At 40.4% G+C, this 16,958-nt stretch carries 13 protein-coding genes; 4 read left to right on the forward strand and 9 right to left on the reverse strand.

Annotated elements, in window-relative coordinates; all coding sequences use genetic code 11:
* Positions 1-11 precede the first annotated feature (11 nt).
* The 4 genes from rbsB (at position 12) to ACWIT3_RS00735 (ending at position 6,253) form a co-directional block, all read left to right on the forward strand.
* Positions 12-899 carry a ribose ABC transporter substrate-binding protein RbsB gene (gene rbsB, locus ACWIT3_RS00720; RefSeq protein ID WP_457160939.1) on the forward strand — a complete coding sequence of 296 codons (888 nt, stop codon included), beginning with the start codon at positions 12-14 and terminating at the stop codon, positions 897-899.
* Between the two features lie 87 nt (positions 900-986).
* A complete protein-coding gene (gene rbsK / locus ACWIT3_RS00725) occupies positions 987-1,907 on the forward strand; it encodes a ribokinase (protein WP_457160940.1) in 921 nt (306 codons plus the stop codon).
* Between the two features lie 119 nt (positions 1,908-2,026).
* Positions 2,027-3,022 (forward strand): substrate-binding domain-containing protein, encoded by a 996-nt coding sequence (locus ACWIT3_RS00730; protein WP_457160941.1) that lies wholly within the window; start codon positions 2,027-2,029, stop codon positions 3,020-3,022.
* Positions 3,023-3,256: 234 nt separating this feature from the next.
* Complete coding sequence (locus ACWIT3_RS00735; RefSeq protein WP_457160942.1) at positions 3,257-6,253, forward strand: autotransporter domain-containing protein; 2,997 nt, start codon at positions 3,257-3,259, stop codon at positions 6,251-6,253.
* 220 nt (positions 6,254-6,473) lie between these two features.
* Here ACWIT3_RS00735 and ACWIT3_RS00740 read toward each other — a convergent pair whose 3' ends face one another.
* From ACWIT3_RS00740 to murG, 9 genes are all read right to left on the reverse strand, one after another.
* Positions 6,474-7,637, reverse strand: coding sequence for a chorismate mutase (locus ACWIT3_RS00740; RefSeq protein WP_457160943.1), 1,164 nt, complete (start codon positions 7,635-7,637; stop codon positions 6,474-6,476).
* A 56-nt stretch (positions 7,638-7,693) separates the two neighbouring features.
* Complete coding sequence (locus tag ACWIT3_RS00745) at positions 7,694-8,848, reverse strand: iron-containing alcohol dehydrogenase (protein WP_457160944.1); 1,155 nt, start codon at positions 8,846-8,848, stop codon at positions 7,694-7,696.
* Positions 8,849-9,018: 170 nt separating this feature from the next.
* Positions 9,019-9,936, reverse strand: coding sequence for a UDP-3-O-acyl-N-acetylglucosamine deacetylase (gene lpxC, locus ACWIT3_RS00750; RefSeq protein ID WP_457160945.1), 918 nt, complete (start codon positions 9,934-9,936; stop codon positions 9,019-9,021).
* 45 nt (positions 9,937-9,981) lie between these two features.
* Positions 9,982-11,286, reverse strand: coding sequence for a cell division protein FtsZ (gene ftsZ / locus ACWIT3_RS00755; protein WP_457160946.1), 1,305 nt, complete (start codon positions 11,284-11,286; stop codon positions 9,982-9,984).
* A gap of 84 nt (positions 11,287-11,370) precedes the next feature.
* Positions 11,371-12,651 (reverse strand): cell division protein FtsA, encoded by a 1,281-nt coding sequence (ftsA, locus tag ACWIT3_RS00760; protein ID WP_457160947.1) that lies wholly within the window; start codon positions 12,649-12,651, stop codon positions 11,371-11,373.
* Between the two features lie 23 nt (positions 12,652-12,674).
* A complete protein-coding gene (locus tag ACWIT3_RS00765; RefSeq protein ID WP_457160948.1) occupies positions 12,675-13,451 on the reverse strand; it encodes a cell division protein FtsQ/DivIB in 777 nt (258 codons plus the stop codon).
* Positions 13,448-14,377: a D-alanine--D-alanine ligase gene (locus tag ACWIT3_RS00770; protein WP_046339432.1), complete on the reverse strand. Its 930-nt coding sequence runs from the start codon at positions 14,375-14,377 to the stop codon at positions 13,448-13,450. Before ACWIT3_RS00770 ends, ACWIT3_RS00765 begins: the two co-directional genes overlap by 4 nt.
* A gap of 11 nt (positions 14,378-14,388) precedes the next feature.
* A complete protein-coding gene (murC, locus tag ACWIT3_RS00775; RefSeq protein WP_457160949.1) occupies positions 14,389-15,837 on the reverse strand; it encodes a UDP-N-acetylmuramate--L-alanine ligase in 1,449 nt (482 codons plus the stop codon).
* Positions 15,838-15,856: 19 nt separating this feature from the next.
* Positions 15,857-16,915 (reverse strand): undecaprenyldiphospho-muramoylpentapeptide beta-N-acetylglucosaminyltransferase, encoded by a 1,059-nt coding sequence (gene murG / locus ACWIT3_RS00780; protein WP_457160950.1) that lies wholly within the window; start codon positions 16,913-16,915, stop codon positions 15,857-15,859.
* Positions 16,916-16,958: the final 43 nt, after the last annotated feature.

Consider the following 16,958-nt stretch of genomic DNA (forward strand, 5'->3'; position numbering starts at 1 on the left):
GAGCATTTATTATGAAAAAACGTCACACTTTCACGACATTAGCATCCGCTTTAATCCTTAGTTTAGCCGTGAGCGGTACTGCTCTAGCAAAAGAAACCATTGCATTGGCGGTATCCACCCTAGATAACCCATTCTTTGTGACTTTAAAAGATGGTGCACAGAAAAAAGCCGATGAGTTAGGTTATAAATTAGTCGTACTGGATTCACAAAATGACCCAGCAAAAGAATTGGCTAACGTAGAAGATTTAACTGTACGCGGAGTAAAAGTCTTATTGATTAACCCAACGGATTCTGAAGCTGTTGTTAACGCTGTCAAAATGGCAAACCGCAATAATATCCCCGTGATCACCCTAGACCGTGGTGCAGTTGCAGGGAATGTAGTCAGCCATATTGCTTCAGATAACGTCGCAGGTGGTAAAATGGCAGGCGATTTTATTGCTGAAAAACTGGGTGCAGGTGCAAAAGTCATCCAATTGGAAGGCATTGCAGGTACCTCTGCCGCACGCGAACGTGGTGAAGGGTTTAAACAAGCAATTGATGCACACAAATTCGATGTACTCGCGAGCCAACCTGCTGATTTTGACCGCACAAAAGGCTTAAACGTGATGGAAAATTTATTAGCCAGTAAAGGCGATGTAAAAGCCGTCTTTGCTCAAAATGATGAAATGGCACTTGGCGCACTACGTGCGATCAAAGCTGCAAATAAACACGTGTTAGTCGTTGGATTTGATGGTACCGAAGACGGTGTAAAAGCTGTACAAACTGGTAAAATGGCAGCAACAATCGCACAACAACCTGACTTAATTGGTGCGCTCGGCGTCATCACAGCAGATAAATTGCTCAAAGGCGAAAAAGTGGACGCCAAAATCCCAGTTGATCTAAAAGTGATCAGTCAATAAACGTTTTTGTTCATTATCATATGTCGGGCAGACCATTTGGTCTGCCTGTATTTCAACGCGATGTATTGACAGAAAAGTGGAAAGAAAATGAAAAAATTAACGGTTCTTGGGAGTATCAATGCGGATCATGTTATTTCTGTACCGCACTTTGCTCAACCAGGTGAAACCTTGACAGGTCATCACTATCATATTGCTTATGGTGGCAAAGGGGCTAACCAAGCTGTTGCTGCTGCACGTTTAGGCGCAAACATTGATTTTATCGCCTGCATTGGAGACGATACCATCGGACAAGCCATGAAGCATGCTTTTACACAAGATGGCATCAATACCGAGGCAGTTATCACGATTCAAAATGAAATGACGGGTATTGCTATGATTCAAGTTGCAGATAGTGGCGAAAACAGTATCGTGATTTCTGCTGGCGCTAACGCTTGCCTCACCCCCAATATTGTGGAACAGTTTACAAGCAAAATTACCCAAGCAGACTGGCTCCTCATGCAATTAGAAACGCCACTTGATGCGGTGATCTCTGCAGCAAAATATGCAAAAGCGGCAAATACGCACGTGGTCTTAAACCCTGCACCTGCAAGAGCACTACCAGATGAACTCCTATCATTATTAGACATGATCACCCCAAATGAAACCGAAACAGAAATATTAACGGGTGTAAAAGTTACGGATGAAGACAGTGCTGCCAAAGCCGCCGCGGTATTTCATCAAAAAGGGATTAAGACAGTCTTAATTACACTAGGCGCTAAAGGTGTCTATGCCAGTCAAAAAGGACAATCTGGTGAAATCATTGCAGGCTTCCGTGTGCAAGCAAAAGACACGACTGCAGCAGGTGACACCTTTAATGGCGCACTGATGACCGCACTTTTAGAAGATAAACCGCTGGCACAAGCCATTCGCTTTGCACACGCAGCGGCGGCAATTAGTGTCACCAGACAAGGCGCACAGCCCTCTATTCCAACAAGAGAAGAGACGCTGAAATTTTTATCAGAACACTAACACACATTTCCTCGCCTAAGTTGCTAATACTACGCCAATTTTAATGGACGTAAAAAACAACACTCGCGAGGAAAAATTTGGCATAATGGATTCGTCAGCATAAAAATAGGAAAGATGTTATGGCTACAATGAAAGACATTGCAAGGATCGCCAACGTATCCACGTCAACGGTATCTCATGTTATCAATAACTCACGTTTTGTTAGCGATGAAATTCGCGATAAAGTGATGGCGGTAGTCAAAGAATTAAACTATACCCCTTCTGCGCTTGCTCGTAGCCTCAAAGTCAAAGAAACAAAAACCATTGGTTTATTAGTCACCGCAACCAATAACCCTTTTTTTACGGAAGTCGTAAGTGGCGTTGAACAATATTGCCACCAACATCACTACAATTTAATTCTCTCCAACACCGAAGGGGATACTGATCGCTTACTCAATAACTTACACACCTTGATTCAAAAGCAAGTAGATGGGCTATTGTTAATGTGTTCTGACTCACGTATTCAAATTGGGAAAGATCTCAATCTCAATTTACCCTTTGTGATCATGGACTGGTGGCCGACGGAGGAAAAAGCCGACAAAATCTTCGAAAACTCAGAATATGGCGGTTATCTTGCAACAAAAGCCTTAATTGAAAAAGGACATCGCCATATTGCAATTATTACAGGCAACCTAAAAAAATCACTCGCTCACAATCGGCTTAACGGTTATCAGCGTGCATTAGCTGAAGCCAACCTACCAATCCAACCCGCATATATTATTGAAAGCCATTTTGATTTTGAGGGGGGAATGCGAGGCATGGAAAAAGTGCTCCAGCTTCATCCTCGTCCAACCGCTGTCTTTGCTTGTAGTGATAGTATCGCTTTTGGCGCCTATCAAACAATTTGGCGACACGGATTATCGATCCCACAAGATATCTCCATTATTGGTTATGACAATATCACCCTTGCGCAATATATGTCCCCCCCACTCAGCACCATCAACCAACCTAAAGCAGAGCTGGGCAAACTTGCCGTTGAAACACTGTTACAACGCATTAAAAATCCAACCAATAGTTACCGCACATTTCTACTTGAACCCGAATTAATCTTACGGGAATCCATCAGTACCCGATAAACAATTCATACACTAATTTAGCATATCAACTGATTTCTGTTTCTATCTTAGAAAAACACGTAATCAAGATCATCTCCAAAACCACTATATGTTGGTCTATTGCTTGATAAATTATCGTAAAAGGTCGGAATTTTAGGCAAACAGTTAACCATTCCCTTTTAGAAATTGATGATCACCGTCAACTAAACTAGAATTATTTGAAATATTTGTAGTAATTTCATTAGGTTATATATTATGAAACCCACATATCAGAAAATCATTATTCCCACACTCTCTCTTATTCTTACCTCTTGTGGAGGTGGCAGTGGCGGTGAAAGCAGTACACCAACTGCTTATAATCCTGGTGTGACAAGAAACAATAGCTCTCAATCAGACAACACTGCAAACAGCCTAACTCATTCTACAGTGGATAATCATCTCACTCATAATATCAATTCATCCGACTCAGTCTCATTAAATTCTAGTATGACCTATATTGACGATGAACATGTTGTGAAAGATATTGGAGTCATCGATAGCTCTTATTATCTCAGCGATACATTTAAAGATAAAAATGGTCATCAAAGACTAAAAACAGAAAAACAATTTCCTCATTTAGACGAAATCATAGATTCCCATGGAACAAGAGTAGTCGGAGTAATTAATCGCTATAATAAAACAGCCACTATTTATGCCTATAATACATATCATGACGCAAACCATAAATTTTTAGCTAAAGCAGAAGACTACGATAAAGCCTATGCCCAAGGCGTCAGAATTTTTAATAATTCATATGGTGGGAATGCAGCACATGAGTCTCAAGCGAGAATAAATCAGAAAAATACTGTTCAATATGCAAAAAATGATAGTATTTTTGTCTGGGCTGCGGGAAATGAAAACCAAGATCATGGTACGCCTCAAGCACTCTATCCGACAGTAGATGATAATGTAAGAAACGGCTGGATAAGTGTTGCAGAAGTAGAATATGGCAATGGAGTATATGGAACAACAGAACGGAAAAAATATACAAAAAGTGCATCCAACTATATAGGAGAACAAGCAAAAAGTTGGGGAATTGCAACACAAGGAACATATTGGCTTTCATTAAAAGACAAGGATAATTTTTATAATAATATTCCAACAATAGGAACATCTTTCGCCACACCAAGAGTAACAGCTGCTGCTGCCAATGTCTGGACAAAATTTCCCTGGATGGATCATCACTTAGTCGTGGTCAGCCTCTTATCTACCGCTGATAAACCAGGTACATTCCTTCAAGGTCAAGATAATGGTTGTGAACATTCAGGAATTAAAGAATGTGGCATCCCAACAAGCGAGCCTGAATACAAATTCGGCTGGGGATTATTAAACGAAAGACGCGCCTTAAAAGGTCCTGCTCTCTTTGACAAGAGACTCCTTACGAACAAAGATGCCAAACTCTTAGATAATGATGACTTCCAAAAAGATCAAAATGTATCTGGAAAAGATAAAGCTAAAGATCTATTAGTCGTCAATTTTGATTTTAGAAATTATACTGATAAAGAAAAACTTACTTGGAGTAACGATATCAAAGGCGACGCTGGTATCTTAAAACAAGGGAGTGGGACATTATACTTAACGGGTAAAAATGCATACCAAGGTAAAACCATTGTTGATGGTGGTGTGCTAGCCATTGGGCACTCACTAACGTCCCCAGTTATCATCAAACCCAATGGCACACTTTTAACGGAATTTGATACACAAAAATATCACAACTCAGCCTCCAATGTCACATTGGGAGAAAGTGAAAATCAATCGAATACGTCTTCAAGCTATACAGTCAAAAACAGCGGTTCCCTCAATGTATATGGTGCAGGTTTAACCATTCATGGGGACTATAAAGGAGAAGCAAATTCAAGAATCGTCATCGATATCGATAAATCCACACTTGATGTCACAGGCACGATGGATATGGGCAATACGAGTAAAATTGTGGCTGACGTGAAAGACTTAAGTGTCAATGGTATTCCGACTCAACAAGAAAAAAATCGAACACTGATTACGGCGCATAACATTACCAATCATCAACATATCACTTACGCGAAATCAGATAACATCAATCAATACATTGATATTTCACGCTTTTCGCTCAAAGATAATAAAGAAATCAACGTAACATACAAAAGAAATTCAACACAATATGTACTAAAAAGTATTAAACATACCCCGAAAAGTGCCCTACAGACTGCCCGCAATCTGGATCCAGTGCTAGATAGCTTAGCTAATAGCACAACATATCATCAATATGCACCCAAAGCAGCGAGTTTATTCCGTGCGAAACCTGAACGCTTATCCACGATTATTGACTCTCTATCAGGCGAAATTTACGCCTCAACGCAAAGTGCAATGATCAATCAGAATTTAGTCACCAACCAAGTACTCAGCCAACGTATTATGTCCGTCACGCATGGCTCAGCAAATGGCTTTTGGGTAGAGGGTATGTATGCCAATAGCAAAATTAACCAACAGGGTTATGCGAGTGCAAACATCAAAACGACTGGCTCACAAATAGGTATTGATACACCGCTATCAGATGTGCTTTCTCTCGGTATTGCCTTTACGCAAAGTCACGCAAATGCGGAATTTAATCGCGATGCGGGTGAAAGCAAGATAAAAAATATGGGAGCGTTCGTCTACGGATCTTATCAAATGGATCAAGCTTATCTTGCTACGATTGCAGGAATCAATCATGCTAACAGCCGTGTTGCTCGGGTGATTTTTGAGGAGCAAACACAGGCTAAATTTAATAGCCAACTTTATAATTTCTATAATGAAATAGGCACGCGACTCAATCTAGATAACATCAAGATTAATCCTTTTATCGCCCATTCATTCAACCACATCAATCGTGGTGAATTTAAAGAAAAGGTTGCGTTTGGTATCAATGCTCAAAATAAGACTTATGATATCAATACCCTGATGTTAGGACTCCGATCAGATGTTGACTTAGATCAGCTCACGCTCAGCGCTAACATCACGCACGCTTACACACCACGGCACCATCAATTTGGTTTTGATGCCAAATTTACAGGGTTCGATAATCCAATACATATCAAAGGGGCGGAACACAGCAAACATCGCACGTGGTTTGGGTTGGGAGCATCTTACGAGTTAATCGATGGGTTTAATTTACAACTGAGCTATCATTTATCCACTCAACAAGGCAAAAAAGAAAATGATGCCATCAATCTAGGGGTGCTTTACCGCTTCTAATAGTGAAACTTCACCTCGTTTCAACGCAAATAAAGAGCCACATAGAATAAAATGTGGCATCTTATCCAATAAAAAAGTGCGGTCAATTTTTACAGTTTTAAAAACTTGTTTAAAATTGACCGCACTTTTATTAAACGATACGGTAAAAGATTGACTTATTCTCTCAGCCTTGTTTCCATCCACATGAAAAAATTTTCCCGTTTTGCACTATAGCATGCGCTTACTGTTCCAACTCAACAGGCTTAATAATTTCGCTTGGATAGCAACCTAATACTTTCAAATAAGTACTATATTGCGTAAGTTCATTTAATGCTTGTTGTGTTTCTGGATGATGAATGTTTGCTTCAATTTCTAAATAAAACATTTCTTCCCACGGTTTGCCATAAATTGGACGAGACTCTAATTTTGTCATGTTAATTTGATATTTTTTAAATACGAATAACGCATCGACTAATGCCCCAGCTTTTTGAGCTGTACTCATTAACAATAAAGTTTTGGTATGAATTTGTGGTGAAACATTCAACGGATTTTTCGCTACAACAATAAAACGCGTAATATTGTTCGATTGGTTAGCAATATCGGTCTTCAACACGGTCAATCCATATAATTGACCACCGTCTGCATTCCCTAACGCAGCAATATTCGGCTTATTTAAACTGGCAACGAGTTGCATAGCATGTGAACTACTTTCACAATATTCAATATGAACACGATCTAAGCCTTTAATAAATTGACTACATTGTTGAATCACTTGTGGATGGCTATATAGTGTATCAATTTTGCTCAGTTCTTCTTGACCATTGACTAATACACAATGACGAATAGGATAAGCTAACTCCCCGACTAAAACTAAATCCGTATGCTGCAACAAATCATAAACGTCATTAATAGCACCAGATGTGGTGTTCTCAAGTGGAAGCACACCATAATCTGCTTCGCCTTGACTCACTTTCTCAAAAATTTCATCAAATGAACGGCAACTGAGCTCAACTAATTTTTCCTGATAACGCGTCGCATAATTGCGTGCAGCCAGATGAGAATAAGAACCTCGTTTACCTAAAAAAGCAATGTGAATGTTTTGCTCACGTTGTGTATTTAATTTTTTTTGCAAATACACTTGCTGTGTTGCAACTGAATCTTCAATAATACGTTGAAAAATCTGAGTAATATATTGTGGCTCAAGTTGGTAATTTTGTGTTTCAGCAAATTGGATCAACTCTTGTAACAACTGCTGCTCGCGTTCTAAATCACGTAAAGGTTTTTGTGTCATCTCTTTACTACGTGCCACATCAAAGGCTAAACGATGACGTTCAGATAATAATTTCAGAAGGTTACGATCAACTTGTGTAATTTGTTGACGAATTTCACTTAAATCAAACGACATATTTCTTTCCTATCTCAAATCAACAATTAGTAAAATTTGACCGCACAGAATACAGATTACAACGCACTATATAAAATTTCTTTAACAGCCTGGCGATCTAAGTTTTGATGCTCTCCCAAGTTATAACATTGGTGCACCGCTAATCTGTCTAAAATAACAGAAAATTGGCTATCATCAATAGCGTAATCACGAAAACGTGTTTTTACTCCCATCTGTTCAAAAAACTCGCGAGTTCGTTCGATAGCCACTTGCACCGCCTCTTCTTGATCCTGTCCATCATATCCCCAAATACGCTGAGCAAATTGAACAAGTTTTTCACGTTTTTGTGCTTTTTGATGCTTCATGAGCGCAGGCACAACTAACGCCAACGTTTGAGCATGATCTAGCCCATAGATTGCCGTCATTTCGTGTCCAATGGCATGAGAAGCCCAATCTTGTGGTACGCCTACCCCCAAAAGATCATTTAGCGCCATGGTTGCAGCCCACATAATATTCGCTCTTGCATCATAGTCCATTGGGTTCTCAAGCACTTTCGGTCCTTCTTCAATTAATGTATGAAACACGCCCTCAGCAAAGCGATCTTGGATCTTCGCATTGACGGGATAAGTCATATATTGTTCGAAAGTATGTACAAATGCATCAACAACGCCGTTAGCAGTCTGTTTGGCTGGAAGTGAATATGTTGTAGTTGGATCCAAAACCGCAAAAACAGGGCGTATTAATGGTGATGAAAATGCCAGTTTTTCTGCGCGTTGTTGATGGCTAATGACTGCATAAGCATTCATTTCTGACCCTGTAGCAGATAAAGTCATAATCGTGCCAATTGGTAAAACACGTTCAACTGGGGCATGTTTCGCTAACATATCCCAAGGTTCGCCATTAAAATGAACCGCACTTGCAATAAATTTACTGCCATCTAATACAGAACCTCCACCCACTGCCAAAATAAAATCTAATTTTTCTTGTTTCACTAATGCAACAGCCTTCATTAACGTTTCATAAGTTGGGTTAGGTTCAATCCCACTAAATTCAACCCAATAGTATCCCTCTAATGCTCGCTCAACCTGTGCAAACACTCCGTTTCTTTTTACACTGCCACCTCCCGTTGTCACTAAAATACGTGAGTTTGCGGGAATATGTTCAGAAATAGACGATATCTGCCCCTGACCAAATAAGGCGATTGTCGGTAACTGAAATGAAAAGTTAAACATAATTACTCTCTTTGAATTAAAAAATAATGAGTGGATAGGGACGTAAAATTTAATTTTGTTTTAATCGTTCATCTCCGTTAAAGAGCGTGATGATCCAGTGAACGATATTCTTATAAAACAAAAAAGCTATACTTCATTACAAAGTATAGCTTTTCATCACGGTATGTGAATTAAATCAACACTTGCGTTGGTGCAACATATCCTTGTGGTACCGTTTGTTTATCTTCAAATGTAACAAACTCCCACGCATCCTGATTTGCTAACACAGCTCTTAATAATTTATTATTCAAACCATGTCCTGATTTATAGGCTTTAAAATCACCAATAATATTATAACCCGCCATGTATAAATCACCAATTGCATCTAACATTTTGTGACGAACTAATTCGTCTTTAAAACGTAAACCATCTTCATTAAGAATACGGTAGTCATCTAATACAATCGCATTATCTAAACTTCCACCTAATGCAAGCCCCTGTGATTGAAGATATTCAATATCTTTCATAAAACCAAACGTTCTTGCACGGCTAATTTGTTGTACGAATGCTTGCGCAGAAAAATCCATCACATAATTACGCACATCTTTACCAATCGCAGGATGTTCAAAATCAATAGTAAAGTCTAAACGGAAGCCATTATATGGGGTAAATTCTGCCCATTTATCTCCGTCTTCTACACGGACTTTTTGTTTAATGCGAATAAATTTCTTCGCGGCTTGTTGTTCTTCAATACCAGCATCAAGCAAAAGATAGATAAATGGACTCGCACTTCCATCCATGATCGGAATCTCTGGCGCATCGACTTCAATAATGACGTTATCAATCCCCAAACCTGCTAATGCCGCGTTTAAGTGTTCTACCGTCGAAATACGCACACCTTCTTCATTTACTAAACAAGTACAAAGCATCGTATCACGTACTGCGCTAGCATTTGCAGGAAACGTAACAGGTGGATTCAAGTCGGTACGACAATAAATCACTCCCGTGTTTGGCATCGCAGGACGTAACGTTAAGGTAACTTTATTCCCACTGTGTAACCCAACACCTGTGACTTTAATGCTCTGTTTTAATGTTCTTTGTTTAATCATATTTTTCTCTTAACTTATTGTATTGACAACAAGGTTAATTTCAAATTATTTATCTGTATTACGGATGAAATTTTGTACATTAAACAAATTTTCATCTTTTTGCAAGTTATTCGTTGGACGAGCTGTAATTGGCGTATCCAAAATACTTGTCTTCGTTAAATCAGTTGGACGTGGCGGGATATGGCTCGGTTGAGTACCATAACTTTGCGTCGCAGTTTGATTACTACTTAAGTTTGCGGGTTGTAAGGGTCTGGATTCACCCACAGTATGTTGAATTGGCTGTTGCTGACGATGCATATGTGCAACTTCTGGCGGTTCAATATCACCGATCCCCGTTGCGACAATCGTTACACGGATTTCATCAACCATCTCAGGAACTAATGTAGTACCAATAACAACTGTAGCTTCTTCTGAGGCAAATTCAGCCACAGTCTGACCCACAACATTAAATTCATCTAAACCAAGATCCATCCCTGATGTGATATTGACTAACACCCCTTTTGCACCAGAAAGATCGACACGCTCTAATAAATCACTTTTCACCGCAATACGAGTTGCTTCTTCTGCACGTCCTTCACCCGCTGAGCCTTTGCAAGAACCGAAACCAATCATGGCTTGACCCATTTCAGACATCACAGTACGTACGTCCGCAAAGTCAACGTTAATTAAACCTGGCGAGGTAATCATGTCTGAAATACCCGTTACAGAATTGCGTAATACATCATTAGCTGCAGAGAAAGCTTGGAGCAACGTTGCATTTTTCGGTAATGCTTTCGCTAATTGCTCATTTGGAATAATAATCAGAGAATCGACGTGTTTTGACAGTTCTTTAATACCCATTTCAGCAAACAACATACGTTTTTTGCCTTCAAATGAGAATGGTTTAGTGACGACTGCAACGGTTAGAATACCCAATTCTTTTGCAATTTGCGCGACAATTGGAGCAGCACCAGTTCCTGTACCACCGCCCATACCAGCTGCGATGAAAACCATATCTGCCCCTTCAAGCATTGCTCGAATCGCTTCTTGGTCATCTTCAGCCGCTTTACGTCCGACATTTGGATTAGCACCTGCACCTAAACCTTTCGTTGTTGAACCACCGATTTGTACCGTCTGTTGAACTTGGCTTTTACGTAATGCTTGAGCATCAGTATTCACCGCGTAAAAAATAATTTTACCATGCTCATCTGAGTTCATGACAGCTTCGTCTAATAGTGTGCCACCAAGATCATTTTTAACCATACTGGCGACCATATGGTTCACGGCGTTACCGCCACCGCCGCCGACACCCACTACTTTGATGAGAGCGCCGTCCATTTCACCAAGATCGTAATCTACTGGTTCAAACATATTTATTCTCCGTCAATGCTAATTCTCTGCAAGCACATTATTAAAACTTAAATATTTCTTATTGTAGATGAAAAATCGGAATTCTCAAAATTCTGAACCCACTTTCTTTGCAAATTTTTTCATTCCTGACCATAAAGAACCAAGAAATCCACTTTCATTGCTATATGCATCGTTAATTGGGCTTTCATCATTGCTACAGTATTCATATTGCAGTAAACCAAGCACCGTTGAATATTGAGGTTTTTTCTCAACTAAATGGGTGACGCCAGCAATATTCAATGGGTTGCCAATACGGACATGTAGACCAAATACATCTGTGGCACACTCTTTCAAATCTTTAATTTGTGCTCCCCCACCAGTGATCACAATCCCTGCGATCAACTCAAATTTCATTTGCTTACTTTCCATATCATATTTAAGCTGAAGCAACTCTTCTTTCACTAATCCTAGAATTTCTTTATAACGTCCAGCCGTCACCATCGACAAACGGGCTTTAGAACAGCGCTCAATCACGCTGCCATCAATACTCATTACATCAAATTGTTCCTCTGGATTTTGTCTTGGCGGACTGACAGCACTTCCGTATTTCACTTTAATGTTCTCAGCTTCAACACGTGATGTCGTTAAATCATAAGCAATGTCATCTGTGACACGATTACCCGCATAAGGAATCACTTTACTAAAACGCAACGACCCATTGGTATAAACCATGACCTCCATCGTACCCGCACCGAAGTCAATTAAACAAACACCTAAATCCTTCTCATCTTCGGTTAAAACAGAATGACTCGTCGCAATACCAGAGAAAATCACTTTATCAATTTTTAACTTACACCGTTCGACAGCCTGACGTAAATTATTTAGCCAATCTTGATGACAGGCAATTAAGTGAACATTGGAGGTTAAACGCCCACCTTGGAAACCAAGCGGATTTTTAATATTTTTTTGTTGGTCAACCGCATATTCTTGTGGCAAACGATGTAAAACAGCTAATCCCTCTGGCATTTTGATTGAGCTAGCCGTATGTAAGGCGGCATCAATATCCTCTTGTGTCACTTCACCATCTGCGATCGGCGCGGCACCACTGTCATTCCAGCTTTGAATGTGCTGTCCTGTAATCGCTAATGTCACACTAATAATTTCACAATCTGCAACGGATTCTGCGAGTTCAATCGCACGTTGAACAGAAGTGACCACGGCATTTAAGTCTGTAATATTTCCTTTATCAATCCCTTTAGCTGGGCAACTTCCCACACCAAGAATATTGACGACACCATCAGGTAAAAGTTCGCCAACTAAAGCCACGACTTTAGAGGTACCGACTTCCAATCCAACAATAATTTTCGATTCCACAATTTTTGCCATTTTTATCACTTCATATCATCTAATTAATGTGTGTCAGCATCGGCAAACCCCACTGCTGCCCCAACACGATACCTCAAATCAACATAAGATAATTTCTTATTTTCTGGGATTTCTATTTGTGGATAAATTGTTACAAAACGGTCAAGTTTTGCTTTCCACTCACCTCTGCCTAATTTTAATACAAGATCATTATCAAGTACAATTTGCCATGCACCACGATCATCGATTGCGACCGCTTTCAGTACCAGCCCTTTTTCTTTTAAATTTGCCTCGACTAATGTCCAAGCCTCAAGCACTTTCTCACTTTGATAATCAGGCCCAGATAAATGAGGTAAGTTTTTATCTTTTAACTTGTCAAAAGGTAGTTGGAAAATCACACCATCACGAGATAAAAATTCACCCTCATTCCAAATTGCTATTGGCGTATATTCTGCAAGAGCAATACTGAGTTTATCTGGCCAAATTTTACGAACGACTGCGCCTTTAATCCAAGGCATGGTTTCAATTTGTTCACGAACCAGATCAATATCTTGCCCGAAAAAACCTTTTAAATCCCCCATTTTTACGACAACATCACGAATATCGTCATAAGTAGTAAATGTTGGTGTGCCCGTTAGAATAAATGCACTGATCGGTTTATCATCTAGCTTTTCCATTAAAGTTTGCCAGTTAGCATAAGCATAAAAAAACACGGCAAAAAAACATAACGCACTCGCCAATTTAACATTCTTAATAAAAAGGTTTCGTGAGTCACTTGCTTTTTTTATGCCTTGTGTTGTTTTACGTTTTAGGCCTCTCATTCAGCACTTAACTCCAAAATTTTGACAACTAACTGCTCGAAAGAATAGCCGACTGTTGCAGCAGACTTAGGAAATAAACTGTGGCTTGTCATCCCTGGGTTAGTATTCACTTCAACTAGACGAAATTCACCTTTATCATCTTGCATCACATCAATTCGACTCCAGCCACGGCAACCCACTACATCATAAGCACGCTTTACTAATTGTTTAAGTTCTTCTTCACGTGCTGGCGTTAAGCCTGATGGACAAAAATACTGTGTATTATCTGAAAGATATTTTGCTTCATAATCATAAAACTCGCCTTCTGGTACAATACGAATAGATGGCAAAACTTCGTTATCTAATACAGGAACTGTTAATTCATCTCCCGATAGCCATTCTTCAATTAACACGGTTTCATCATATTTTAGTGCAAAATCTACCGCACTTTTGAGTTCATCAACGGTTTTTACTTTCGTTAAGCCGACGCTAGAACCTTCTAATGAAGGTTTGACCATCAATGGCAAGCCTAATTTTTCGACAACAGCGGTGGGATTAAGTTCTTCAACATTCGCTTTTGTCACAATTTCCATCTCTGCGACGGGTAAACCAAACGCTTTCCACAGCATTTTAGTCCGCATCTTATCCATTGTGAGCGCCGAAGCCATGACACCACACCCCGTATAAGGCATTCCGATTTGCTCTAATAGCCCTTGCATCGTGCCATCTTCGCCACCTCGTCCATGCAAAATATTAAAAACACGTTCAAAGCCATGTTCTTTCAAACTCGCGACTGGGAAATATTTGGGATCAATCGGATGCGCATCGAATCCCTGGCTTAATAGCGCATTTAATACCGCTTGACCTGAATTTAATGACACCTCACGCTCTGCCGAGGTTCCTCCCAATAACACCGCAATTTTTTGTTCTTTCAATGCTTTTTTCATCTTATTATCCATTATTCTGTTGTCCAACGTTCTGCTAATTGGCGAGCCACTTTACTCACATTGCCCGCGCCTTGTGCCAAAATTAAATCACCATCTTGCAATACTTGATCGAGAATCTCACCTAATTGATTTGGATCAGCCACAAAAATTGGGTCGACTTTCCCTAAATTACGAATTGAGCGACACAATGCTCGGCTATCTGCCCCTGCAATTGGTGTTTCTCCTGCCGCATACACATCGAGCATAATTAACACGTCCACTTGAGATAAGATCTGCACAAAATCATCAAAAAGATCCCGTGTTCGAGAATAACGATGTGGTTGGAAAATCATTACAATACGTTTATTTTCCCAACCTTGTCGCGCCGCTTGAATCGTCACACCGACTTCTGTTGGATGATGACCATAATCGTCAACAAGCATCACCTTACCATTTGGACGAATAAATTGCCCCAGTTGGTCAAAACGACGTCCTGCACCTTGGAAATCAGCGAGTGCTGCTAAAATCGCCTCATTAGAAATGCCTTCCTCTTTGGCAACAACGAGTGCTGCCGTAGCATTTAACGCATTATGTCTTCCTGGCACATTGAGTAAAACATCAAGGCGTTCACCTGCTGGCGTGATAACGGTATAGTGCCCTTGAAAACCAGTTTGTTGGTAATCCTCAATACGATAATCCGCTTTTGGATCAAAGCCATAAGTGATGACCTGACGCCCGACTTTAGACATCAACTCGGTCAATACCGCATCATCAGCGCATAACACAGCTAAACCATAAAACGGCAAATTATGTAGGAAATTCACATAAGTTTGCTTCATTTCTTCAAAGGAACCATGATAGGTTTCCATGTGATCAGGTTCAACATTGGTGACAACCGAAACCATCGGTTGTAAATGTAAAAAAGAGGCATCACTTTCATCGGCTTCTGCAATTAAATAGCGGCTACAACCTAAATGTGCATTGGTCCCAGCTGATTTCACTAATCCCCCATTAACAAACGTAGGATCAAGCCCTGCTTGAGCATAAATCATAGACACCATTGCAGTGGTAGTCGTTTTGCCATGTGTGCCTGCAATGGCAATACCATGACGAAAACGCATAATTTCAGCGAGCATTTGGGCACGTTGAATCACGGGAATACGTTTTTCTTTTGCCGCTAACACTTCCACATTGTCAGGTTTGATGGCACTCGACACGACAACTACACTTGCGCCCTCAATATTTTCAGCTGCATGAGTGAAGTGAATTTGGGCACCAAATGAAATTAAGCGATGAGTCACCGCACTTTCCATAATATCTGAACCTGTTACCACATAACCTTCATTCAGCAATACTTCGGCAATCCCGCCCATTCCGGCACCACCGATACCAACAAAATGAATTTGGCGTACACGCCGCATTTCTGGAATCATATCTCTGACGCGCTGTTGAAATTCTTTTCCACATTTTGATGTCATCATTTTTCTGTCCTGCTTTCTTTTAATTTGCTTCTTCAATGATTACGTCTGCTACACGTTGTGCTGCTAATGGCGTCGCCATTGCTTTGGCTTTCATCGCCATAGTCAGTAATTTTTCGCGATCGAGTTGGTTTAATAAGGCTATCAGCTTTTCAGCAGTCAGATCCTGTTGCTGAATAATTTCTGCTGCGCCGACATCCGCTAAATATTTGGCATTGAGATACTGCTGCTGGTCTTTATGTTGGAAAGGCACAAAAATTGCAGGTGTGCCAACCGCAGCCAATTCACAAACCGTCAACGCACCAGAACGACAGATCACAATATCTGCCCAAGCATACGCTTCTGCCATATCATCAATAAATTCTGTCACTACGACGGAAGCATGATGTGCATAGCGAGCCTTCACATCTGCCACAGCGCCTTTCCCAACTTGGTGGCGAACCTCTAATTTATCCTGCAAGTGTGCAACAACATCAGGTAACGTATGATTTAATACACGGGCCCCCTGGCTTCCTCCCACAACTAAGACGCGTAATTTTCCTTCTCGTTGTGCAAAACGTTGTTCTGGGCTAGGTGTTAAAAATAAATCTTGTCGTACTGGATTCCCCACCACTTCTGCCTCAGGAAATGCCGTTGGGAAAGCCTGTAATACACGTTGTGCAATTTTTGCTAACCAACTATTTGTCAAACCAGCTACCGCATTTTGCTCATGTAAAATGACAGGGACCCCGCATAATTTTGCGGCTAACCCACCAGGACCTGAAACATAGCCCCCCATCCCTAATACCGCATGTGGTTGATAGTCTTGAATAATTTTACGTGCTTGCAAAACCGCTCTAAAAATAGTAAAAGGCGCGCAAAGTAACGCTTTTATGCCTTTACCACGTAAGCCTGATATTTGAATAAATTTAATCGGAATACCATGTTTAGGTACCAGTTGGGCTTCCATACGATCTTGGGTCCCAAGCCAACAAATTTCCCAATCCTGCTGCTGTAAGCATTGCGCCACTGCAATCGCGGGGAAAACATGTCCACCAGTTCCCCCTGCCATCACTAATAATCTTTTATTCTGCTCTGTCACGTTGTTTCCTTTTACTTTTTCAATTGGCTAACTTTATGCCATA

This window comes from Pasteurella sp. P03HT (assembly GCF_054052285.1).